Annotated in this window: 17 protein-coding genes; 6 read left to right on the forward strand and 11 right to left on the reverse strand. The window is 74.5% G+C overall.

What is annotated here, in order from left to right:
• Window positions 1-66 precede the first annotated feature (66 nt).
• The 7 genes from OG867_RS02830 to OG867_RS02860 all read right to left on the reverse strand — a co-directional run bounded on the left by OG867_RS02830 (window position 67) and on the right by OG867_RS02860 (window position 8,513).
• On the reverse strand, window positions 67-567 hold the full coding sequence (locus OG867_RS02830; protein WP_406282320.1) for a methylated-DNA--[protein]-cysteine S-methyltransferase: 501 nt from the start codon (window positions 565-567) through the stop codon (window positions 67-69).
• The gene (locus tag OG867_RS02835) at window positions 564-2,054 is read right to left on the reverse strand and encodes an AlkA N-terminal domain-containing protein (protein ID WP_406282323.1); all 1,491 of its coding nucleotides are present in this window, start codon (window positions 2,052-2,054) and stop codon (window positions 564-566) included. Before OG867_RS02835 ends, OG867_RS02830 begins: the two co-directional genes overlap by 4 nt.
• 92 nt (window positions 2,055-2,146) lie before the next feature.
• Window positions 2,147-3,859 carry an aldehyde dehydrogenase family protein gene (locus OG867_RS02840; RefSeq protein WP_328903480.1) on the reverse strand — a complete coding sequence of 571 codons (1,713 nt, stop codon included), beginning with the start codon at window positions 3,857-3,859 and terminating at the stop codon, window positions 2,147-2,149.
• A 37-nt stretch (window positions 3,860-3,896) separates the two neighbouring features.
• On the reverse strand, window positions 3,897-5,198 hold the full coding sequence (locus OG867_RS02845; protein WP_406282326.1) for an MFS transporter: 1,302 nt from the start codon (window positions 5,196-5,198) through the stop codon (window positions 3,897-3,899).
• Window positions 5,199-5,228: 30 nt separating this feature from the next.
• A complete protein-coding gene (locus OG867_RS02850) occupies window positions 5,229-6,164 on the reverse strand; it encodes a TauD/TfdA dioxygenase family protein (RefSeq protein WP_406282329.1) in 936 nt (311 codons plus the stop codon).
• Between the two features lie 169 nt (window positions 6,165-6,333).
• Window positions 6,334-6,936 (reverse strand): TetR/AcrR family transcriptional regulator, encoded by a 603-nt coding sequence (locus OG867_RS02855; protein ID WP_406282332.1) that lies wholly within the window; start codon window positions 6,934-6,936, stop codon window positions 6,334-6,336.
• Between the two features lie 56 nt (window positions 6,937-6,992).
• Window positions 6,993-8,513 carry a class I adenylate-forming enzyme family protein gene (locus OG867_RS02860; RefSeq protein WP_406282335.1) on the reverse strand — a complete coding sequence of 507 codons (1,521 nt, stop codon included), beginning with the start codon at window positions 8,511-8,513 and terminating at the stop codon, window positions 6,993-6,995.
• Between the two features lie 73 nt (window positions 8,514-8,586).
• Here OG867_RS02860 and OG867_RS02865 point away from each other — a divergent pair, with 73 nt between their 5' ends.
• Entirely contained in the window at window positions 8,587-9,204 is a 618-nt protein-coding gene (locus OG867_RS02865) for a TetR/AcrR family transcriptional regulator (protein WP_406282338.1), read from the forward strand.
• Between the two features lie 24 nt (window positions 9,205-9,228).
• A complete protein-coding gene (locus tag OG867_RS02870; protein ID WP_406282341.1) occupies window positions 9,229-10,887 on the forward strand; it encodes an acyl-CoA dehydrogenase family protein in 1,659 nt (552 codons plus the stop codon).
• A gap of 37 nt (window positions 10,888-10,924) precedes the next feature.
• Here the strand turns inward: OG867_RS02870 and OG867_RS02875 are convergent, their stop codons facing one another.
• Entirely contained in the window at window positions 10,925-14,272 is a 3,348-nt protein-coding gene (locus tag OG867_RS02875; RefSeq protein WP_406282344.1) for an ATP-binding protein, read from the reverse strand.
• A gap of 141 nt (window positions 14,273-14,413) precedes the next feature.
• On the opposite strand from OG867_RS02875, the gene OG867_RS02880 reads away from it, so the two are divergent.
• Both OG867_RS02880 and OG867_RS02885 read left to right on the forward strand, forming a co-directional pair.
• Window positions 14,414-15,715, forward strand: coding sequence for a hypothetical protein (locus OG867_RS02880; RefSeq protein WP_406282346.1), 1,302 nt, complete (start codon window positions 14,414-14,416; stop codon window positions 15,713-15,715).
• 36 nt (window positions 15,716-15,751) lie between these two features.
• Window positions 15,752-16,768, forward strand: coding sequence for a DUF389 domain-containing protein (locus OG867_RS02885; protein WP_406282349.1), 1,017 nt, complete (start codon window positions 15,752-15,754; stop codon window positions 16,766-16,768).
• A 6-nt stretch (window positions 16,769-16,774) separates the two neighbouring features.
• Here OG867_RS02885 and OG867_RS02890 read toward each other — a convergent pair whose 3' ends face one another.
• A complete protein-coding gene (locus tag OG867_RS02890) occupies window positions 16,775-18,211 on the reverse strand; it encodes a phytoene desaturase family protein (protein WP_406282352.1) in 1,437 nt (478 codons plus the stop codon).
• Between the two features lie 87 nt (window positions 18,212-18,298).
• On the opposite strand from OG867_RS02890, the gene OG867_RS02895 reads away from it, so the two are divergent.
• Window positions 18,299-19,141 carry a nucleotidyltransferase domain-containing protein gene (locus OG867_RS02895; RefSeq protein WP_406282355.1) on the forward strand — a complete coding sequence of 281 codons (843 nt, stop codon included), beginning with the start codon at window positions 18,299-18,301 and terminating at the stop codon, window positions 19,139-19,141.
• A 6-nt stretch (window positions 19,142-19,147) separates the two neighbouring features.
• On the opposite strand, the gene OG867_RS02900 is transcribed toward OG867_RS02895, so the two are convergent.
• A complete protein-coding gene (locus OG867_RS02900) occupies window positions 19,148-19,579 on the reverse strand; it encodes a MarR family winged helix-turn-helix transcriptional regulator (protein WP_406282358.1) in 432 nt (143 codons plus the stop codon).
• A 90-nt stretch (window positions 19,580-19,669) separates the two neighbouring features.
• On the opposite strand from OG867_RS02900, the gene OG867_RS02905 reads away from it, so the two are divergent.
• The gene (locus OG867_RS02905; RefSeq protein WP_406282360.1) at window positions 19,670-20,515 is read left to right on the forward strand and encodes an SDR family NAD(P)-dependent oxidoreductase; all 846 of its coding nucleotides are present in this window, start codon (window positions 19,670-19,672) and stop codon (window positions 20,513-20,515) included.
• A 24-nt stretch (window positions 20,516-20,539) separates the two neighbouring features.
• Here the strand turns inward: OG867_RS02905 and OG867_RS02910 are convergent, their stop codons facing one another.
• Complete coding sequence (locus tag OG867_RS02910) at window positions 20,540-21,367, reverse strand: inositol monophosphatase family protein (RefSeq protein WP_406282363.1); 828 nt, start codon at window positions 21,365-21,367, stop codon at window positions 20,540-20,542.
• Window positions 21,368-21,398 lie beyond the last annotated feature (31 nt).

Raw genomic sequence — 21,398 nt, forward strand, 5'->3', positions numbered from 1 at the left:
CCACGGACCTGCTGTACGGCGAGGGGCCCCGCACACGCGTGTGCGGGGCCCCTCGCCGTACCCGCCTCAGAACAGCGCCGGGGTGCTCGCCTCCGTACCGTTCTCGAACGCCAGCAGGCGCTGTTTGCGGTCAAGCCCGCCCCCGTAGCCCGTGAGTCCGCCCGAGGCCCCGATCACCCGGTGGCAGGGCACGATGATGCCGACCGGGTTCTTGCCGTTGGCCAGGCCCACCGCCCTGGAGGCCCCGGGCTTGCCCAGGTTCTCGGCGAGTTCGCCGTAGGAGCGGGTCTCGCCGTACGGGATGAGGCGCAGCTGCTCCCAGACGCTGCGCTGGAACGGGGTGCCGTCCAGGTGCAACGGCAGGTCGAAGTCGCGCAGTTCGCCGGCGAAGTAGGCGTCGAGCTGGCGGACCGTCTCGGCGAAGGGGCGGGGATCGGGTGCGCCGAAGGTCTCCTCGGGGGGCCGGTGGCGCTGGCCGGTCATGTAGAGGCCGGCGAGGACGCCGTCGGTGGCGACGAGGGTCAGCGGGCCGTAGGGGCTGTCGGTGACGGTGTGCTGCCGGGTCACGGGGCACTTCCTTCCGTGTCCGGGAGGTGGTTGATGGGGTGGTCGTCCACGGTCCAGAGGTACTGGACGGCGTACGCCCGCCAGGGGCGCCAGCCTGCCGCGCGGGCGGTGAGGGCGGCCGGGGTGGAGGGCAGGCCCAGCTGCTCGGCGGACCTGCGGATGCCGAGGTCGGTCGGGAGGAAGGCGTCCGGGTCGCCGAGGGCGCGCATCGCGATGACCTCGACGGTCCAGGGGCCGAAGCCGGGCAGTGCGGCCAGTTCGGTGCGGGCCCGCTCCCAGTCGGAGTCGGGGCCGAGGCGCAGCGAGCCGTCCGCCAGGGCCCGCACGAGGGTGGTGAGCGTGCGGCGGCGGCTGCGCGGGAGGGCCAGCTGCTCGGGGTCGAGTCCGGCCAGCGCCTCCGGGTCCGGGAAGAGGTGGGTGAGTCCGCCCTCGGGGTCGTCGACCGGGGTGCCGTGGGCGGTGACCAGGCGGGCGGCGTGGGTGCGGGCGGCGGCGGTGGACACCTGCTGGCCCAGCACGGCGCGGACGGCGAACTCGGCGCCGTCGACGGTTCGCGGCACCCGGCGGCCCGGTGCGGCGTCGACCAGCGGGGCGAGCAGCGGGTCGGTGCGCAGTTGCTCGTCCACGGCGACCGGGTCGGCGTCCAGGTCGAGGAGCCAGCGGCACCGGCTGATGGCGAGGGTCAGGTCGCGCGGGTCGGTGAGGGAGAGCCGGCAGGCGATGTGGTCGGGGCGCGGGGTGAGCGCGACGATGCCGTGGCCGTGCGGCAGGGCGAGGGTGCGGCGGTACGCGCCGTCGCGCCACTCCTCGACGCCGGGGACGGCGGTCGCCGCGAGGTGGCCGAAGAGGTTGCTGGGGTTGAGCGGGGCGCGGTACGGGAGGCGCAGCGTGATGACGCCGGGGGTGGCGGGCGCGGGTGCGGTGCGGGCGGCCCGGCTGCGCAGTTCGCCGGGGGCGAGGGCGAAGACCTCGCGGACGGTGTCGTTGAAGGTGCGCACCGAGGAGAACCCGGCGGCGAAGGCGATCTCGGCCATGGGGAGCGCGGTGGTCTCGATGAGCACGCGGGCGGTCTGGGCGCGCTGGGCGCGGGCCAGGGCGAGCGGTCCGGCGCCCAGCTCGGCGAGCAGCTGGCGTTCGATCTGGCGGGGCGAGTAGCCGAGGCGGGCGGCGAGGCCGGGGACGCCTTCGCGGTCGACCACGCCGTCGCGGATGAGCCGTATCGCGCGGGCCACCGAGTCGGCGCGCGCGTTCCACTCCGGGGATCCGGGGCTGGTGTCGGGGCGGCACCGCTTGCAGGCCCGGAACCCGGCCTGCTGGCAGGCGGCCGCGCTGGGGTAGAACGTCATGTTCTCGGCCTTGGGCGGCACGACGGGGCAGCTCGGGCGGCAGTAGATCCGGGTGGTCAGGACGGCCGTGAAGAACCAGCCGTCGAAGCGGGCGTCCTTGGACCGGACCGCCCGGACGCAGCGCTCGGTGTCGGTGTGCATGGTTCAAGGATGGGTCACGTGCGGGGCCTGGTGCTGGCGGAAATCCGACATGGGCGTCGGGCTGCCTGGGGCTGCCCGACGCCAGGTACGGCTCAGCCGAGGAGGGCCGAGGCGAAGATCCCCGGCAGCCGGGACACCCTCGGGTCGGCCGTGTACGCGGTGAGCCGTTCCATGGTCGTACGGCCGGTGCGGTTGGTGACGTAGTACGGCGGGCGCGGGGACAGCGACGGGGAGCCGGTGAACAGGCCGCGCGGGGCCGGTGCGAAGGGGGCGCGTACGACTGCCTTCTCGACGTGCTCCAGCATGAACGCGTTGTGCACGAAGCCGACGCCGCTGCCGATGTCCTGGCGGCTGTGCCCGGGGAAGGCGCCCCAGGGGGTGTAGCCGAGCAGGAAGCCGAACGCCGACCAGCAGTTGACGCCGAGGGTGCCGTAGCGGAGGCCGGCAACCGCCTCCTCGACCGCGCGGCGGTGGGCGCGTTCGGTGCGGGGATGGACGAGCAGGGTCGCGCCGAGGGTGCCGGGGAGCCGGTCGTTGGCGAACTCCGTCGCGGCGCGCAGGAATTCCGGGGCGTCGGCGCCGGGCAGGCGTACGACTCCGAGGGCGCTGGCGAACACCTCGATGTCGAGCATCGGGTCGCCCTCGTCCGTGATGTCCGGGACGAGGAGGCGGCAGGCGCCCTCGCCGTGGGTCTCGGCGTCCGGGTGGGCGCGGACGACCGCGTCGAGGCGGTCGGCGGCGCCGGGGTAGTAGTCGGCGCGGGGCGGCAGTTCGCGCAGGACCCGGCGGATCTCGGCGAGCAGCCGCTCGGTGCCGTCCCACTCGCGGGGGACGACGAGGATCTGGCTGGCGACGCAGTTGTGGCCGGAGTTGTTCATCTTGCTGGTGACGATGTGCTCGGCCTGGAAGCGGAAGTCCGCCGCGCTCCACGGGCCGGGGGTGACGATGCAGGGGCTGACGCCGCCGAGTTCGCTGGTGAACGGCTTGTCGTTGAGCGGGCTGTCCTCGCTCCTGCGCCGCTCGGCCTGTTCGTCGGTGCCCCAGACGATCGCGTCGTGGGTGCGTTCGCTGCCGGTGACGTGGATGGTGTCGACGCCGTCGTGGGTGGTGAGGTAGGCGCCGGTGTCGGCCCCGCCGTCCACGAAGCGCACCCAGCCGTTCTCGATGAACTCGGCGAACACCGTCTCGAAGTGCGGGCGCAGGTAGGCGTTGACGGGGTTCATCTTGGCGAGGACGACCTCGCCCTCCGCGTACAGCTTGTGCAGGATGTCGAGCGGGGTGATCGCGGGGACGTTCCCCGCGCCCAGGACCAGGGCGACGGCCGGGCTGCCCCGGCGGCCCCGGTACTCCCCCGCCGCGTCGGCCAGCGCCTGCTCGCGGGTGGTCCCGGGCAGGGTCCAGACCTCGGCGGTGAACCCGTTGAGCAGGAGGCGGTCCGACCCGGTGGCGGGGAAGACGTCGACCAGGACGCGTCCCTCGCGGTCGCGGACGGCCTTGGGGTCGACCGGGTCCTGTCCGGCGGCCAGCCTGCGCAGCACATGGAGGTAGGCGCTCGCCGTCTGGGCCAGGGCCCAGGGGGCGGTGACCCAGTCCTCGGCGGCCCAGGCCGAGTCGGCGGCGTACCCCTTGGCGGCGGACGCGTCGGCGACCATGGCGGGCGCGGTCTCGGCGATGCGCGGGAGCATGCGCTCCAGGAGGGCGACGCGTTCGGGGAGCGGGGTGGCGGTCCAGGTGGCGGCCCGGTCGCGGAGTTCGGAGACGGCGAGGTCGAGCGGGCTGGTGTCGAGTGCGGGGGCGGCGCTCACGGGCGGGCTCCTTGGGTGGGTCCGGTGGGGGCAGGCGTCAGGGGGTCGGGCGGGCCGCGTCGCGGGCCGGGTCGATGAGCCAGAAGGATGCCGCCGCCCCCAGGACGAGGAGAAGACCCGAGAGCACGACGGCGTTCTGGTAGCCGCCGGTCCCCTGGGCGTCGACGAGGGCGCCCACGACGGCCGGGGCGGCCAGTCCGGCCATGGTGACCAGGGCGTTCATGACGCCGAGCGCGCCGCCTGCCCTGTTCGGCGGGGCCAGTTCGCTGACGGTGGTCGCCGCGACGGCCGCGTACGAACCGCCGAGCCCGAAGCCGAGGGCGATCAGCACGGTCTTGGCCGTGGAGCCGTCCGCGAGGGGGACGGCCAGGCAGCACAGGGCGCCGAGCCCGAGCAGTGTGCCGCCGACCCAGCCCCGGGCGCGGCGGCTGCCGGTCCCCCGCCGCATCAGCCGTCCGGTGACACCGGCCTGGGCGAGCAGGACGACGGCGCCGATGGTCCAGGGCGCGACGACGACGGTGCCCGCCTCGCCGGCCGAGTAGCCGAGGGCGTTGCGGAGGTAGGACGGCAGCCAGACCAGCATGAGGGCGACGGTCCAGTAACTGGTGAAGTAGGCGAAGGTGGCGCCGATCCAGGTGCGGCTGGTGAGGATCGCGCGGTACGGGACCGGGGCGGCGGGCGCCTCTTCGCGTACGGGTTTACGGGTGGGCTCGACGCGGTGTCCGCCGTCGGCGCCGAGCACCTTCCAGACGGCGGCCCAGACGAGGCCCACGCCCGCCAGCACCCACAGGGCGGTGCGCCAGCCGTGGTGCTGGATGACCCAGGACAGGCCGGGCGCGGAGGTGATCACGCCGAGCGTGACGCCGAGGGTGATCAGGGCGCCCGGCAGGTTGCGCCGGTCGTTCGGGAACCAGGCGAGGGTGGCCTGCTGGGCCACGGGGAAGGCCGGGCCCTCCGCCGCGCCGAGGAAGACCCGGGAGGCGACGAGGACGGCGAGGCCGCCGCCGATCGCCGCGGGCACCTGGGCCACGGACCACAGCAGCGCCATGAGGAGCAGCAGGATCTTCGGTGACACCCGGTCGGCGGCGAGCCCGACCAGGACGGCCGCGACCGAGAAGAGCAGGAAGAACGCGCCGTTGACGAGGCCGAACTGAGTGGCACTCAGATGCAGGTCCGCGCGGATCTCGTCGGCGGCGAGGCCGAGTACGGACTTGTCGGCGAAGTTGACCATCATGAAGACCACGAGGAGCGCGGTCACCGTCCAGGCCCTGCTACGGGTGCCGGCGGGTGCCACCGCTTGGGTGGGCTGCTGGGGCCGTTCGATCGGTGCCGCGGTCATGGGATCTCCCGGTAAGAGGGGCGGAGGGGGTCAGGCGAGCGGTACACCGGCGATGGCGATGCGCTCCATGACCCGGCGCTGCGGGAAGTAGTCGTTGATCGCGTAGTGCTGGGTGGCGATGTTGTCCCAGATGGCGATCGAGTCGGCCTCCCAGCGGAAGCGGACCTGGTACTCGGGGATGCGGGCCTGGAGGACCAGGATGTCGAGCAGTTCGCGGCTCTCGGCGTCGGACAGGCCGTTGATGCGAGTGGTGAAGGGCTCGTTGACGTAGAGCGTCTTGCGGCCGCTGCGCGGGTGGCGGACGACGACGGGGTGCTCGACCTGCGGCCAGGACGTGCGGAACTCGGCCTTCTGCTCGTCGTTCATGAGGGCGCCCCAGCTGGGCGCCCAGTCGTGTACGGCGGTGAGCTCGGCGATGCGGGCCTTCAGGTCGTCGGGCAGGTTGTCGTAGGCGGCGGCCATGTCCGCCCACATCGTGTCGCCGCCCGCTCCGGGCACCTCCACGGCGCGCAGGACGGAGCCGAGCGCCGGGTTGACCATGAACGAGTGGTCGCTGTGCCAGATGTTCTTGTTGCCGGCGGCCTTGGCGTCCTTGGCGAGGCGCGAGACGCCGGCCGTCCCGGTCTTCGGGAAGAACGGGTTGGGCTCGGGCGGACCCCAGACGCCGGACAGGGCGAGCTGGTGCTCGGCGGTGAAGCCGGTCTGCTTGCGGAAGAAGATCACCTTCCACTCCAGCAGCGCCTGGCGCAGCTCCTCGGCGAGCTCCACGGTGATCGGGCGGGTCAGGTCGACTCCGCCGAGCACGGCGCCGAAGTGCGGGGTGAGCGGGCTGATCTCGACCTGCCGGTACGTGGCCGGCTCGGCGCCGGGCGCGAGCCGTTCGAGGGTCCGGCTCCCGTAGTGCATGAGCGGCTTGTCCAGGACCGGCCGCGGATTCTGGACCGGGTTCGTCGTGGCGGTCTGCATGGGTGTTCCTCCCGACGGCGAGCTAATTACGTAACCAGCAGTATCGATATGAGAATGCGGCGGGGCAAGGGGTGTGGCGCATTGATTTCCCGGGGATCCGGTGACCTTCCTGGGCTGTTCTGGACATGCCGAAGCACCCGGCGGCGGGGCCGGGTGAAGGCGTACGCGGCTACGCCGGGGCGGCGACCGCCCGGCCGATGAGGTCCACCACGGAGTCCACCAACCGCTGGTCCGGGAGGCGCTGTTCGCCGACCATGCGGAAGACCAGCGAGGCGGCGACGAGCGTCGCGGCGGCGGCGATGTCCACGTCGGCCCGGACGTCGCCGCGCGCCACCCCGCGTTCCAGGAGGTGACGGGTCTCGCCCATCACGCGGGCCGCGTAGTCGCGGTACGCGCCCGGCTCGGCGCCCACCTCCGAGGCCGAGCCGATCACCCCGGCGAGCAGGCGCGAGACGCCCGGCTGCCGGTACGCCTCCATGCGCGCCGTCAGCACGGCGCGCAGCTCGGCGCGGAAGTCGCCCATGTCGGGGACGGTGAGCGGCCCGATCCGGGACTCGGCGGCGGCCAGGACGAGATCCTGCTTGGTGGCCCAACGCCGGTACATGGCCGGTTTGCTGACGCCGGCGCGGGCCGCCACGGCGTCCATCGTCAGGGCGCCCATGCCGTTCTCCGTGACCAGCTCGACCACGGCCTCCAGGACGGCCCGGGTGACCCGCTCCTCGCGGGGTCTGCCGGGCCCCCGCCGCGCCTTGGTCACCTGTTCGTCGGCCATGTCCCGACCCTACGCGGCCCGGCCCCGCCGCCGGTTGCGGGGGTACGGGGCCGGGCTCACCGCGTCAGCTCGTCGCGCAGGACGTGCTTGGTGATCTTCCCGGACGGGGTGCGCGGCAGGCCGGGGCGCAGGACGAGCTCGCGGGGTGCCTTGTAGCGGGCGATCCGGGTCTCCAGCCAGGCGCGGACGCCCTCCAGGTCGAGCGCGGCGCCCTCGCGCGGGACGACCACGGCGACCACGGTCTCGCCCCACTGGGGGTGGGGCCGGCCGACGACGGCGACGTCCAGGACGTCCGGGTGGCCGCGCAGGGCGCCCTCCACCTCCTGCGAGGCGACGTTCTCGCCGCCGGTGATGATCACGTCCTTCATCCGGTCCACGACCGTGACGAACCCGTCCTCGTCCACCCGGCCCAGGTCGCCGCTGCGGTACCAGTCGCCCGCGAACACCTCGGCGGTGGCCTTCTCGTCGTCCAGGTAACCCACCATGCGGGTGTCGGAGCGCAGCCGGATCTCGCCGGTCTCCCCCGCCCCCGCGTCCGTGCCGTCCTCGCGCACGACCCGCAGCTCGACCCCGGGCATGCCGCCCCTGCCGATCGCGCCGGCCTTGGCGACCTGCTCGGCGGGCGGGAGCGAGGCGCCGACGGGGCCCGTCTCGCTCATCCCGTACACCTGGTGGAAGTCCTCGGAGCCGTACGCCTTCATGAGGCGGCGCGCGGTGTCCGCGTCGAGCGGTCCGGCGCCGTAGATCCAGGCCCGCACGGACGAGAGGTCGTACGAGGCGAAGTCGGGGACCGCCTGCGTCGGCGCGATCAGGGCGATCGGGGCGCCGAACATCGCGGTGACCCGTTCGCGCTCGATGACCTCCAGCATGCCCCGGGGTTCGTACTCGCGCTGGAGCACCACCGTGCCGCGTGTCAGCAGCGTGCCCATCACCCAGTTGTTGAGTGGGGAGGCGTGCCAGACGGGCATGCAGATCAGGAACCGCTCGTCGCGGCGCAGCGGGATGGCGGCGGCGGTGTAGGCGGCCGTGAGGGTGATGGTCCGGTGGGTGTGGACGCAGCCCTTGGGGGTGCCGGAGGTGCCCGAGGTGTACAGGATCTGGGCGACCGCGTCGTCCGTCCCGGGGTCCCCGGTCCACGGCTCGGCGGCCGCGATCCGCGCCTCGAACGCGTCGGCGGGCAGGGCACCCGGCCCGGCGTCGGGGTGGCTGACCAGCCAGGTCACCCCGGTGTCGGCGGCGGTGGCGCGCTCCCCGATCTCCGCGTCGACCAGGGCCATCCTGGCCCCGCAGTGGGTCAGCTGGCGTGCCACCTCGCCGGTCTGGAGCTTGTGGTTGACGGGGACCAGGGTGGCGCCCGCGTACCAGGCGCCGAAGGCGGCGAACAGGAAGGCCGGGGTGTTGTACGTCATCACGGCCAGCCGGTCGCCCGGCCGGAGCCCGGCCTCGCGCAGCACGGTTGCGGCACGGCGGGCCGCGTCGGCGAATTCCCGGTAGGACCACCGCTGCTCACGGTAGACGACCGCTTCGTGGTCGCCGGCCGAGCGGACGGCGCTGTCCAGCAGGGTACTGAGGTGCATCACGTTCTCCTGACGAGCCGGACCGTGCGAACGGACCATGGCGGGAAACTCTGAATGATGGTTCACTTCTTTTATGGCCTACCGCAAGACCCCAGCCGAAATCAGTCGGCTCGAAGCAGCCAGGGAGCATCTGATCGCCGCCGCCACCTCGGTGGTCACGGAGGTCGGCTGGTCGCAGGCGTCGGTCACCGCCGTCGCCGACTCGGCCGGCATCGCGGCCGGCTCCGTCTACCAGCACTTCTCGTCCAAGGCGGCGCTGGCCGTCGAGGTGTTCCGGCGCGCCGCCGGGCGTGAGGTCGAGGTGCTGGGCACCGTGCTGCGCGAGCCGGGGACCCCGGTCGAGCGGCTGGCCCGGGGCGTCGAGGTCTTCGCCCGCCGCGCCCTGGAGAACCGGGGCCTGGCCTACGCGCTGCTCGCCGCCCCGGCCGATCCGGCGGTCGGCGCCGAACGCCTCGACTACCGCCGCCGCTACCGCGCCCTGTTCGCCGAGGTCGTCCACGCGGGCATCGAGGAGGGCCTGCTGCCCGCGCAGAACGGCGAGATCACCGCCGCCGCGCTCACCGGCGCGGTCGGCGAGGTCCTGGTCGACCCGCTCGGCGCCGGCGACGGCGAGACCACCGAGGCGCTGCTCACCGAACTCGTCGCCATGGCCCTGCGGTGTGCGGGCGCCCCGCCCGCACAGCAGCCCTGACGCCCCTTCCACCAGGAGGATCCCGTGCCCGAAACCGTCGCCCCCCGCAGCAACCCCGCTGCCGCGACCCACGAAGTGACCAACCAGGCACCGCCGTTGACCGGGCACGACGTGGCCGACGACGTGGTGCTCCTGGAGGGCCTGCGCCGCGAGGGCGCCGAGTGGCACACCGAGGAGCTGCACCGCCTCGGCCGCTACGTCGGCAGCGCGCAGGCCCAGGAGTGGGCCGAGCAGGCCAACGCCAACGAGCCGGTGCTGCGCACCCACGACCGCTACGGCCACCGCGTGGACGAGGTCGACTTCCACCCCGCCTACCACCACCTGATGAACGCCTCGGTGAGCGCGGGCCTGGCCGGCGCCGCCTGGGCGGACGAGCGCCCCGGCGCCCATGTGGCGCGCGCGGCCGGCTTCATGGTGATGTCGACGCTGGAGGCGGGCCACCTGTGCCCCGTCTCGATGACGTACGCCGTCGTCCCGGCACTGCGGCACGCCCCCGACCTGGCGAAGACGTACGAACCGCTGCTGACCAGCCGGGTGTACGAGGCCGGGCTGCGCACCCCCGCCGAGAAGCCGGGACTGCTCGCCGGGATGGGCATGACGGAGAAGCAGGGCGGCACCGATGTGCGCGCCAACACCACGATGGCCACCGAGGCGGGCGACGGGGCCTGGCGGCTGCGCGGGCACAAGTGGTTCACCAGCGCCCCGATGAACGACCTCTTCCTGGTCCTCGCCCAGACGCCGGGCGGCCTCTCCTGCTTCCTGGTGCCGCGCGTCCTGCCGGACGGCAGCCGCAACACCTTCCGCATCCAGCGGCTCAAGGACAAGCTCGGCAACCGGTCCAACGCCAGCAGCGAGCCCGAGTTCGACGACACGGTCGCCTGGCTCGTCGGCCCGGAGGGCAAGGGCGTGCGCACCATCATCGATATGGTGACGATGACCCGTCTGGACTGCGTCATCGGCTCGGCCGCCGGCATCCGCGCCGCGCTCGCCCAGGCCGCCCACCATGTGCGCCACCGCTCGGTGTTCGGCGCCAAGCTGATCGACCAGCCGCTGATGCGCAATGTCATCGGGGACCTCGCGGTCGAGTCCGAGGCGGCGACCACGCTCGGGCTGCGCCTGGCCGGCGCCGCCGACCGCGCCCAGCGCGGCGACTCCGGCGAGCGGGCGTTCCTGCGCCTGGCCACGGCCGTGTCCAAGTACTGGGTGTGCAAGCGCCAGCCGGTCGCGGTCGCGGAGGCGCTGGAATGCCTCGGCGGCAACGGCTACGTCGAGGATTCGGGCATGCCGCGCATGTACCGGGAGGCCCCGCTCAACGGCATCTGGGAGGGCTCCGGCAATGTGAACGCGCTGGACCTGCTGCGGGCGCTGGCCCGGGAGCCGGAGTCGCTGGACGCCTTCCGCGCCGAGGTCGAGGCCGCCTCGGGGGCGGACCGCCGGCTGGACGCGGCCTGGCAGGAGCTGCGCGGCGAGCTGGTGCTCACCGAGGACGCCCCGCTGCGGGCCCGGCGGCTCATCGAGCGCGCGGCACTGGTGCTCCAGGGCTCGCTGCTCGTCCGGCACGCGCCGACGGCGGTCGCCGACGCGTTCTGCGCCTCGCGGCTCGCCGGGGACCGGGGGCTCGCCTTCGGCACCCTGGCGCCGGACACCGACTTCGCGGGACTGCTGGAGCGGCTGCCGGCCTGAGTACCGCGCCTGACCCCGTCACGGAGCCGGACACCCCTCACCGGGCGTCCGGCTCCGTTTCCATGAGCGCCCGCACCTCGGCCGCGTGGGCCGCGCCCGCCGGGTAGGGCAGGGCCCGGACCAGGTCGTCGGCACGTGTCAACGCCTCCCGGGCCGCCTCGCCGTCGCCGAGCCGGTGCAGGGCCAGCGCGAGGACCGTCCGGGCGTCCGCCTCGGCGAGCCGTTCGCCGGTGCGGGCGGCGCGGGCCACCTCGTCGCCCGCGAGGCGCCGCGCCGCCTCGGGCCGGCCGCAGTGCAGCTCGGCCCAGGCGGCGAACACCGGCACGTCCCGCTCATGGCCCTCCACGGCGCGGCGCGCGTGGCCCGGCAGCCCGTCGCGCAGGGCGAGTTCGGCGCGGGCCGCCCGTACCTCGTGACCCGCCTGCCGGTCCACGAGGCCAGGTGAGGACCGCGCCCTGTCGAGCAGGGCGGCGGCGTCCCGGGCGTCCCCGGTGCGCATCCTGACCAGGGCGAGGGCCGCCAGGGTGTACGGAAGGCACCAGGCGTCGTCCTGCTCGGCGCCCGTGACCGCCGCCTCGGCGAGGGTGCGCGCCGTGTCGAAGTCTTCGAGGAGCAGCCAGAGTTCGGCGAGGTTGGCCCGCTCGAAGGCGGCGCTCGCCGGATCGCCGGACTGCTCGGCGAGATCGAGGGCCCGCTGTCCGGTGGCGACGGCCTCGCGGAGCTGGCCGCCCCGCCGCTCGTTCTCCCGCAGCGTCGAGAGCACCGAGCCGAGCAGGGTCGGGTCGCCGTACGCCTCGGCCGGGGGCAGGGCGAGGTCGGCCGCCTCGCGGGCCTCGTCCAGCCGGCCGCTGAGGCCCAGGATGCTGGCCCGCAGCGAGTGGGCCCGGGCCATCAGCCCTTCCCCGGCCCGTCCTGCCACCCGCTGCCCGGCGGCCACCGCCTGCTGGGCGGCCGGGTAGGCGTCCTCGTACCGCCCCTGGATGCGGCACAGCACGGCCTGGGCCAGGTAGTGCCCCGCGGCGGGCTCCGGCGCGGTGGCGGAGGTGACCGGGTGCGCGGCCAGTACCTGCCGGCCGGCGTCGGGCAGGCCGGTGCGCCCGAGGGTGTCGGCGAGCCAGGCCGCCGCGAGCACGATGTCCTCGTGGTCGCCGCGCCGGACGAACTCGTCCAGCGCCAGCCGCAGCACCTCGGCGGCCTGGGCGAAGTTCCCCATGCGGCGCAGCACCTGGCTGTGGGCGAGGCGGGCGCGGGCGGCGTCCACGTCGAGGCGGGCGACCAGATCACGGTAGTAGCGGTCGGCGGTGTCGTTGGCGAAGAGGGCGGCGGCCCGGGCTGCGGCCCGGCGCAGGTACTCGGCGGCTCGCGGGTCGTCGGCGCGGGTGAAGTGCGAGGCCAGGGTGTCCACGGCGTCGGGGCGGCTGCGGAGCACCGCCTGCGCGAAGGCGCCGTGCAGCTGCCTGCGGCGGATGGCGGAGAGCTTCTCGTAGCAGGTGAGCCGGACCAGGGGGTGGCGGAAGGTGAGGCCCGCCTCGTGCCGGCCGCCGACCAGGATGTCCCGCTCCTCGATCAGCGAGGCGTCCATGGCCCGTTCCAGCGCGTCGGTGGCGGCGCCCCCGGTGACGACGGGGTGGAGCCCGTGCGCGGCGACGTCGAGCAGTTCCGACAACGATGTCTCCGGTCCGGCCACGGAGAGCGCCTCGACGAGCCTGCGGGCGTCGTGGTCGAGCCGCGCCAACCGGTCCGCGACGAGCTGCCGGACCCCGTCCGGGGCGACGGTCCCGGCGCCCTCGGCCATGCCGTGGGCCAGCTCGACGGCGAAGAGCGGGTTGCCGAGGGAGAGTTCCCAGATCCGGTCCGGGACGCCGGAGGCGGGGGCGGCCGTCAGTTCGACGGTGTCGCGTACGACGGCGAGGCACGCCTCCTGGTCCAGGCGCGGCACGTCCTCGCGGACCGAGAGGCCCTGGCGGGCCAGGGAGGACAGACCGGCACCGCGCGGGTCGCCGTCGGGTATCTCCTCCTCCCGGTACGTCACGAGGAATCGCCAGCCGTCCGTCTGCGCGGCCCGCCGGGCCAGGTGGCTCAGCAGCTGGAAGGAGCCCAGGTCCGCGGCGTGCAGATCGTCCAGCACGATCAGCACCGGCTGTACGGTGGCCAGCTCGCCGAGCAGGCCGGCCGCGGCGCGGAAGAGGCGGTCGCGCTCCTCCTCGGGGGTGCGTTCGGAGTCGGCGCGGACCCGGCCGAGCGCCGGCAGGAAGGCGGCCAGTTCGGGGTACTCGCCGCCGACGCGGGCGCGTTCCGCCTCGTCGCGTTCGGCCAGCCAGCCGTCCAGGGCCTCGGCGAAGGCGCCGTACGGGGTGTGCCCCTCCGCGTCGTGTCCGCCGCCCCACAGGACGGCTGTGCCGGAGGCGGCCGCCCGCCGGGCCACCTCGCCGACCAGCCGGGTCTTGCCGACGCCCGCCTCGCCGGTGAGCACGGTGACGACGGCGGGCCCGTCCACCGCGAGCAACCGCCCGAGCACGGCCTCGCGCCCGCGCAGCGGGGTGGCGGCGGCGACGCGGAGCGAGGCGGGCAACGAGGGCGCGGACGGCGGTCCGGCGGGCTCCGCCGCGAGTGCGGCGCGGTGCAGGCGCTCGGTCTCGGCGCCCGGCCGTACGCCCAGCTCGGCGTCGAGGGCCGCCCGGCAGACGTGGTACTGGCGCACCGCGCGGCGGCGCAGCCCGAGCCGGGTGTAGGCGTCGATGAGGAGGCGGTGGGCCAGCTCCTCGGCGGGGTTGTCGTCCAGGAGCCGTTCCGCGAGGGTGACCGCTTCCTGGGGCTCGCCGGCCCGGAGGTGGGCGTCGCCCAGGGCGAGGAGCAGCCGTTCCTTGAGATCGGCGAGCTGGGAGCGGCGGCCCTCGGCCCAGTCGGCGTAGCGGTCCTCGGGGAGGAGTTCGCCGGAGAAGCGGTCCAGGGCCTCGCGGAGGACGTCCACGCCACCGGCGGTGAGCGCGGCCCGGGCCTGCTCCTCTGCGCGGTCGGCGTCGATGCGGACGCGCGCGGGGTCGAGGTAGAGCAGTCCGCCTTCCGAGACGAGGTACGAGGAGGTGGCACGGGAGGCGAGCTCGGGTTCGAGGGCCCGGCGGGCGGCGTGCAGGGCGACGCGCAGACTGCCCTGGGCGGCCTGGGGGTCGGCGTCGGGCCAGCAGATGTCGATGACCTGTTCGCGGTGGAGCCGGTGTCCGGGTACGACGGCGAGCAGCTTCACCAGAGCCTGGGCGGTCTGTCTCGGCCAGCGGTCGGCGAGGGCCGGTCCGCCGTCGCGGGTCACCCGGAATCCACCGAAGAGATGTATGTGCACCAGGGGCGGGGCCTGGTCCGTGCTGTGTGCCGTGTGCCGCTCGTTCATGAGAGCGCCCACTCTAACCGGGCCCGCGGTGCCCCCCGGCCGGCCACCCCGGATTGTCCGTTCGGCGCAACCCCGCTCGCGCGCGCCCGCCGGTCGCCGTTGCCTGGACAGTCAGGGGATCCGGACCCGGCAGGAGGCGCGGTGGACGACGACGGCGCGGCAGCGAGTGACGGCTCCTCAGCCACGGAGGTCCAGGCCCTGCGCGACCGGGTGACCGCTCTCGAACAGGCGCGCGCCCGGCCGCCGCGGCATCGCGGCCGGTCCTTTCTCGCCGCCGTCCTCATCGTCCTCGGCTGTCTGCTCGCCCCGCTCTCCGTCGTCGCCGCGTGGGCGTCCGACCAGGTCGGGGACACCGATCGTTACGTGGACACCGTCGCCCCGCTCGCCTCCGACCCGGCCGTCCAGGACGCCGTCGCCGACCGGGTGACCGACGCGCTCATGACCCGGATCGACCTGTCCACGCTGCTGTCCGGGGTGTCGCCGGACGACCGGCCCCGCTTGGAGAAGGCGCTCGGGCGGCTCGGCGGTTCGCTGGAGGACGCGGTCCGCGGTCTGGTCCACGACCGGGCGCGCGCGGTCGCCGCGTCGGACGCCTTCGAGAAGGTGTGGACCGAGGGCAACCGGCGGGCGCACCGGGCCGTCGACAAGGCGCTGACCGGGAAGGGCGGCGGCGCGGTGGAGCTGACCGACGACGCCGTCACGCTGGACCTCGCCCCCGTGATCGACCGGGTCAAGCAGCAGTTGGTGGACCGGGGCATGGCGGTGGCCGGGCACATCCCGGAGATCCACACCGACATCACGCTCGTCAGGTCGGACGACATCGGCGAGGTCAGGACGTACGTACGGGTCCTGCAGCTCCTGGGCGACTGGCTCGCCGTGATCGCCGTCCTGCTGATCGCCGGGGGCGTGCTGCTCTCGGTGCGGCGGCGCCGGTCGCTGGTGGCGGGGGCCCTGGGCGCCGCCGTCGCCGTGGGGCTGCTCGGCATCGGGCTGCGGATCTTCCGGGCGGTCTATCTGGACGCGCTGCCGGCCGGGGTGTCGCCGGGGGCGGCGGGCGCGGTCTACGACGCGATGACCCGGTTCCTGGGGACGACGGTGCGGATGGTGGTCGCCCTGGGGGTCGTGGTCGCGCTGGCGGCCTGGCTCACCGGTCGGGGGCGCCGTGCCACGACCGTCCGGGGGCTGTGGACGTCCGGGATCGGCGCGGTGCGGGCGACGGCGGACGGGGCGGGGCTGCGGACCGGTCCGGTCGGCCCGTTCGTACGCCGGTTCCGCGCCTGGTTCACCTGGCTGCTGGTGGCGGGCGCCCTGGTGGTCTATCTGGTGTGGGCGCACCCGACGGGGTGGGTCGTCGTCGGGATCGCGCTCTGTCTGCTGTTCCTGCTGGCGGTGGTGGAGTTCCTGGCGGCCGGGGACCGGAAGCCGGTCGGCGGGCCCGCCTGAGCACATCGTGGCCGTACGACAGAGAGGAGCGGACCGGTGGCAGTGGACGCCGACGCCGTCCGGAGGATGACCGACGCGCTGTTCATCGAGCGCGGGCTGCGCAGTCCGAGCTCGACCCGGTTCTGGGGGCTGCTCGTGCTGGCCGCCGTCATCGCGAGCGCGGGGGTCGTCGGGGACTCGACGGCCACGGTGATCGGGGCGATGATCGTCGCCCCGCTGATGACGCCGATCCTCGGCTGCGCGCTGGCGCTGGTGCTGGCCCGCCGGCGCCAGGTGATGCGCTGTCTGCTGCTGGTGACCGGGGGCGCGCTGGCGGTGGTGGCGATCGGCATGCTGCTCGGCTGGGTCGTCTCGCCGCCGGACGCGTTCGCCTCCAACAGCCAGGTCTCCTCGCGGATCAGCCCGCGCCTGATCGATCTGCTCGCCGCGCTGGCCACCGGCACGGTCGGCGCGTTCGCCCTGGTGCGCGCCGATATCTCGGACACGCTGCCGGGCGTGGCCATCGCCATCTCCCTGGTGCCGCCGCTGGCCGTGACGGGGCTGCTCCTGACGGTGCACCGCTACCACGACGCCGGGGAGTCGGCGCTCCTGTTCGCGACCAACGTGGCCGCGATCGTGGCCACCGGGACCGTGGTCTTCCTCCTCTACGGAGTCCGGGCGGGCGCCGAGCGGGCGGACATGCGGGTCGGGCAGTTCCGGGGCTGGACGCTCGTGGCGGTGGCCTGTGTCGTCGTGCTCGTCGCCGTCCCGCTCACCGTCGGCACGGTCGGCGTCGCCCGGGACCGTTCGCTGGCCGCCGACGCCCGGCCGGTCGCGGAGCGGTGGGCGGCGACCGGGAAGTGGCAGATCGCGTCCGTGGAGGCGCGCAACGGGATCGTCGTCATCGGCGTGCTCGGCCTGCCGCCGCAGCCGGCGCCGACCGCGCTGCGCGAGGCGCTGGACGACCACGGCATGCGCGACGCCGACCTCGAACTCCACCTGGTCGGGGGGCGTACGCACTGGTGCCCGGCGGACACGGACACCTGCACGGTACGGGAGGGCGGGCGCAGCTGATCCGGGTCAGCGGCGGCGGCCCGGCTCCCCCGACTCGCGCAGCCGCCGCCAGACCGCCTTCGCCGCGTGGTGTCCGGACATGCCGTGCACCCCGGGGCCGGGCGGGGTCGCCGAGGAGCAGAGGAAGACCGCCGGGTGCGCGGTGGCGTACGGGACGCGGGCCAGCTTGGGGCGGATGACGGTCTGGAGGCCGGCGAAGGCGCCGCAGGCGATGTCCCCGTCCACGTAGTTCGCGTTGCGCTTGGCGATGGCGGGCGGGCCGGCGATCGCGCGGGCGAGGACCAGGTCGCGGAAGCCGGGGGCGAACCGCTCCAGCTGCCGTTCGATGACCTCGGTCGCGTCGCCCTGCCAGCCCGCCGGGACATGCCCGTACACCCAGAACACGTGTTTGCCCTCGGGGGCGCGGGAGGGGTCGAGCAGGCTGGACTGCGCGGTGATCAGGAAGGGGGCGCGGGGGTCGCGGCCGTCGACCGCCCGGTGCAGGGCGTCGTCGATCTCGCCGGCGGTGGGGCCGATGTGCACGGTGCCGGCCCGGCGGGGTTCCTCGGCGGTCCAGGGCACCGGGCCCGACAGCGCGTAGTCGATCTTGAAGCAGGAGGCGCCGTAGCGGTACCCCTGGTAGGCGCGGCCGAGGCCGGCGATCCGGGCGAGGGCGGTCGGCGAGGTGTCGAAGACGTAGGCGCGGGCGGGCGGCAGTTCGTCCAGGCGCTTGACCTCCGTACCGGTCGTGATGGTGCCGCCCAGCTCCCGCAGATACGAGGCGAGGGCGTCGGAGATGGCCTGGGAGCCGCCGCGCGGAATGGGCCAGCCCCGCTCGTGGGCGGCGAGCGCGAAGAGCAGGGCGATGCCGCCGGTGGCGATGCCGTTCATGGGCGCGATGGCGTGCGCGGCGAGTCCGGCGATCAGGCCGCGCGCCTTCTCGCCCCGGAAGCGGCGGGAGAGCAGGGTGACGGGCTGGATCGCGTCGAGCCCGAACCGCGCCCAGCGGTACGGGTCGCGGGGCAGTCCGTCCCACGGGGTGCGCAGGAAGTCCTGGGCGAGGGTGTCCCAGTGGCCGAGGTAGGGGGCGAGGAGCCGGCGGTAGGCGCCCGCGTCCCCGGGGCCGAGCGACATCGCGGTCTCCCCCACCGAGGCGGCGAGCACGGCGGCGGTGCCGTCGGGGAAGGGGTGGGCGAGGGCCAGATCGGGCTGGATCCACTCCAGGCCGTGCCGGTCGAGCGGCATCGCGTCGAAGGCCGGGGAGCCTATGGCCAGGGGGTGCACCGCGGAGCAGGGGTCGTGCCGGAAGCCGGGGAGCGTCAGCTCCTCCGTACGCGCGCCGCCGCCGACGGCGGGTCCGGCCTCGAAGACCTGGACGGCGAAGCCCCGGCGGGCCAGTTCGACTGCGGCGGTCAGCCCGTTGGGGCCCGCGCCCACCACGACCGCATCGAGCATCGACGGCACCTTCGGACTCCTTTGTCAGCCGACGGTCGGAGCGTCCAGGATATTCGCAGGCGCCGACAACCGGTGGGCGGGTAGCGTCCTCACCCGATGACCTCAGAGAACTTCGCGGGACCCGCCGATTCCGGAATGACCGCCCGGGTCGCCGAGATGGCCGCCCGGCTCACCCAAGTGCCCGGCATCCGGGCCGTCCTGCTCGGCGGCAGCCGGGCCCGGGGCGCCCACCGCCCGGACTCCGACTGGGACCTGGGCGTGTACTACCGCGGTACGCCGGACACCGCCGCCCTCTCCGCACTGGCCTCCGCCTTCCAGGGTTCCCCGGTCGAGGTGACCGGCCCCGGCGGCTGGGGACCGTGGGTGAACGCGGGCGGCTGGCTGCGCGTGGACGGCGTCCAGGTCGACTGGATCCTGCGCGACGTGGACCGGGTCGAGGCGGTCTGGGCCGACTGCCGGGAGGGCCGCTACGAGGTGGGCGTCCAGCCGGGCCACCCGCTGGGCTTCTGGTCGCCCACGTATCCGGGCGAGGTCGCCCTCGGGCGCGTACTGTCCGATCCGGGCGGGGAGTTGACGGCTCTTCGGGAAGAGACATCGCGCTACCCGGAGGCGCTGCGCAAGGCGCTGGCCGAGGCGTCCTGGGAGGCGGAGTTTTCCGTCGCGGGGGCCCGCAAGTCGGCCCCGGCGGGCGACCGGCTGCACGTCTCGCTCTGCCTGTCCCGCGCCTTCGGCGTCCTCGCCCAGTCGCTCCACGCCCACCACCGCACCTGGTGCCTCAACGAAAAGGGCGCCCTCGCGGCCACCGCCGCCCTGCCCGCGACCCCGGCGGGCTTCGCGGACCGGGCGAACGCGGCACTGCGGGGCCTGGACCCGGCGGCGGTGGAGACGGCGGCGGAGCTGGTACGCGAGGTGCGCGAGATGCTGGCCGCCGGTTCCTGAGCGGGCTCAGTCCGCCCGGATCGCCGTGACGCAGCGGGCCAGCAGGTCGCGCAGGGCGTCGCGTTCGCCGGGGGTGAGCGCGTCCGCGATGCGGCGTTCGATGCGGACCGCTCGTTCGTCGGCGTGGCGCAGGGTCTCCGTGCCGGCCTCGGTCAGCCGGGTCTCCAGCATCTTCTGGTGGTAGGGGTGCGCGGACCTGGCGATCAGGCCGCGCTCCTCCAGGTGCTTGAGCACCCCCGCCATCGCCTGGGGGGTCACCAGGCACGCCCGGGCGAGCGCCGCGCCGGAGATCCCGGGGTTGTCGGAGAGCGCGAGCAGCGCCGCGTACTGCGCGACCGTGAGGCCGGCGTCCTTGAGCGCGGCGCTCTTGGCCGCCATGAGGGCCTGCTCGGCGCGCTTGATGTCCAGGCCGAGGCGTTCACCGGCGGTCATTCCCATGGTCGCGAGCGTACAGCGCCGGATATACAGCAAGTCTCGAACGTGAGACAAGCATGGAATATGAATCAAGAGCTTGATATAACTCAAGCCATGGATACCTACACGGCACCCGACACCTTCGACCGCACCGTCCTCATCACCGGCGCCACCCAGGGGCTCGGCCTCCACCTCGCCCGCGACCTGGCCGGGCGTGGCGCGACACTGCTCCTGCACGGCCGCGACCGCGCCCGGCTCGACCGGGCGGCCGCCGAGGCGCGGGACCTCTCGGCCGGCCGGGCCGAGGTCCGCACCTATCTCGCGGACCTCTCCGACCTGGACCAGGTCCGGGCCATGGCGGCCGGCATCCGCGCGGCCGAGCCCCGGCTCGACGTGCTCGTCAACAACGCGGTGGCGGGCGGCGGAAGCGAACCGCTGCGGCGCGAGTTCGGCGCGCAGGGTCACGAACTGCGCTTCACCGTCAACCATCTGACGCCGTATCTGCTCACCAAGGAGCTGCTGCCGCTGCTGTCGGCCTCGGCGTCCGCGCGGGTGGTCCAGGTGGCCTCGATGGGCCAGGCTCCCGTCGATCTGGACGACGTCATGATGGAGCGCGGTTACGAGGGCCTGGAGGCGTACTGCCGGAGCAAGCTCGCGATGATCATGGCGACGTTCGACCTGGCCGAGGAGGAGACGGCCCGCACCGGCGTCACCGTCAACGCACTGCACCCGGCCCACCTGATGGACACCGAGGGCGTACGCGCGTACGGGCTGACGCCGGCCGTCTCCATCGAGGAGGGGGTGCGCCCGACGGTGCGGCTGATCACCGACCCGGCGCTCGCGGGGGTCACCGGCCGCTACTTCGACCGGTTCACGGACGCGCGGGCGCACGACCAGGCGTACGACCCGGAGGCCCGCAAGCGGCTCACCGCGCTGACCCGCGAGTTGCTGGACCTCTGACGGCGGCCCGCCGCCCGCCCGCCGTCAGGCGCCCGTGCGCAGCGCCGCCAGGACGCGGTCGGCCGTCGCGCGGTCGCGGGCGGCGGTGAAGGGCAGGGTGTTGCCGCCCGCGATACGGAACGGCTCGCCGGACAGCGTGGACTGCGCGCCGCCCGCCTCGGCGACGAGGAGGAGCCCGGCCGCGTGGTCCCAGGCGTACTCCCAGCTGAAGCCGACGGCGTCCAGCTCGCCCCGGGCCACGGCGAGGTATTCGAGGCCCGCCGAGCCGCAGGGGCGGGCGGCGAAGCCGTCGGCGCGCAGGCCGAGCAGGGCTGCCTTCTGCTCGTCGGTGGTGTAGTCGGGGTGGGACATCGCCACGCGCAGCACGGCGTCCGGCGCGGGCGAACCGGCGTGGATCGGGGTGCCGTCGACCCGCGCGCCCCGTCCGCGTACGGCGACGGCCATCTCGTCCAGAGCGGGGGCGTACGTCCAGGAGGCCAGCAGCTCGCCGCGGTGGGCGAGGGCGACCAGGGTGCAGAAGCCGGTCTCGCCGTGGACGAACTGGCGGGTGCCGTCGACCGGGTCCACGATCCACACGGGCGCCTCGCCGCCCAGCGCCTCGTACACCTTCGGGTCGGCGTGGACGGCCTCCTCGCCGACGACGACCGAGCCGGGCAGGAGCCGGCCGAGGGAGGCCGTGAGGTGTTCCTCGGCGCGCCGGTCCGCGACGGTCACGAGGTCGTGCGGGCCGTTCTTCTCGACCACCTCGTGGGCGGCGAGCTGTCGGTAGCGGGGCATGATCTCGGCGGCGGCCGCTGCGCGGACCGCCGCCTCGATGTCGGTCAGGTCACCGGCGAGGAAGGCATCGATCATGCCCCCAGCCAATCATGGCCCTCCGGGGCAC

This window comes from Streptomyces sp. NBC_00209, from assembly GCF_045206345.1.
GTDB lineage: Bacteria > Actinomycetota > Actinomycetes > Streptomycetales > Streptomycetaceae > Streptomyces.

What these genes read in the sequence shown, in the direction of transcription:
- OG867_RS02835 (WP_406282323.1), bottom strand. Translation starts at nt 2,054, where the DNA reads ATGCACACCGACACCGAGCGCTGCGTCCGGGCGGTCCGGTCCAAGGAC.
- OG867_RS02845 (WP_406282326.1), bottom strand. Translation starts at nt 5,198, where the DNA reads ATGACCGCGGCACCGATCGAACGGCCCCAGCAGCCCACCCAAGCGGTG.
- OG867_RS02850 (WP_406282329.1), bottom strand. Translation starts at nt 6,164, where the DNA reads ATGCAGACCGCCACGACGAACCCGGTCCAGAATCCGCGGCCGGTCCTG.
- OG867_RS02855 (WP_406282332.1), bottom strand. Translation starts at nt 6,936, where the DNA reads ATGGCCGACGAACAGGTGACCAAGGCGCGGCGGGGGCCCGGCAGACCC.
- OG867_RS02860 (WP_406282335.1), bottom strand. Translation starts at nt 8,513, where the DNA reads ATGCACCTCAGTACCCTGCTGGACAGCGCCGTCCGCTCGGCCGGCGAC.
- OG867_RS02865 (WP_406282338.1), top strand. Translation starts at nt 8,587, where the DNA reads ATGGCCTACCGCAAGACCCCAGCCGAAATCAGTCGGCTCGAAGCAGCC.
- OG867_RS02875 (WP_406282344.1), bottom strand. Translation starts at nt 14,272, where the DNA reads ATGAACGAGCGGCACACGGCACACAGCACGGACCAGGCCCCGCCCCTG.
- OG867_RS02895 (WP_406282355.1), top strand. Translation starts at nt 18,299, where the DNA reads ATGACCTCAGAGAACTTCGCGGGACCCGCCGATTCCGGAATGACCGCC.
- OG867_RS02900 (WP_406282358.1), bottom strand. Translation starts at nt 19,579, where the DNA reads ATGGGAATGACCGCCGGTGAACGCCTCGGCCTGGACATCAAGCGCGCC.
- OG867_RS02905 (WP_406282360.1), top strand. Translation starts at nt 19,670, where the DNA reads ATGGATACCTACACGGCACCCGACACCTTCGACCGCACCGTCCTCATC.
- OG867_RS02910 (WP_406282363.1), bottom strand. Translation starts at nt 21,367, where the DNA reads ATGATCGATGCCTTCCTCGCCGGTGACCTGACCGACATCGAGGCGGCG.